Genomic DNA, 583 nt, shown 5'->3' on the forward strand with positions numbered 1-583 from the left:
CTGGCGGGCCCGCTCCTCGCGGGCGCGGTGGCGCTCCAGGGCGATCAGCGCATCCGCCAGGTTCCCGGGCGAGCGTGCCTCCGCGGCGCGCCGCGCCCTGTCGAGCGCGGACTGGCCGAAGCGCGCCAGGGCGCGGTCCACCGCCTGCGGGTCGAGCAGCGACAGCGCCGAGCGGCACCAGGGGCAGGCGTGGTCGCGCCGGATGTCCACGCTGCCGCCGCAGGCCGTGCAGGCGATGCTGTCCACGCGCGCCGCCAGCGCCTCGATCTCCAACCGGCTCAGGTGGCGCACGAAACCCTTCTCCACCATGAAGGCGCCGAAGGTGGCAAAGCGCCCGTGGCGCCCGGCGCAGCGGTAGGCCACGTAGCGCCCGCCCTGCGCCAGGTCGTAGCCGCGCTCCAGGGGCTGGCTGCAGCGCGGGCAGTCCAGCCGTTGCGCCAGCGGGCGGTGCTGCTCGCCGCGGCGCTCGTGCAGCAGCTCGAACAGCTGCAGCACCGCCGCCGGCGCCAGGCGGGTGGTTTCCTGGGGATCGAACCAGATGCCCTGGCAGGCAAAGCACAGGTCCAGCGTCAGCCGCTGGCCG

Annotated in this window: 1 protein-coding gene; it reads right to left on the reverse strand. The window is 75.6% G+C overall.

Annotated elements, in window-relative coordinates:
- Nucleotides 1–583 (reverse strand): zf-TFIIB domain-containing protein (locus A612_RS07985; protein WP_019373981.1); only part of this gene is annotated, 583 nt, incomplete at both ends.

It is taken from the genome of Melaminivora alkalimesophila, assembly GCF_000282995.1.
GTDB classification, from domain to species: Bacteria; Pseudomonadota; Gammaproteobacteria; order Burkholderiales; family Burkholderiaceae_C; genus Melaminivora; species Melaminivora alkalimesophila.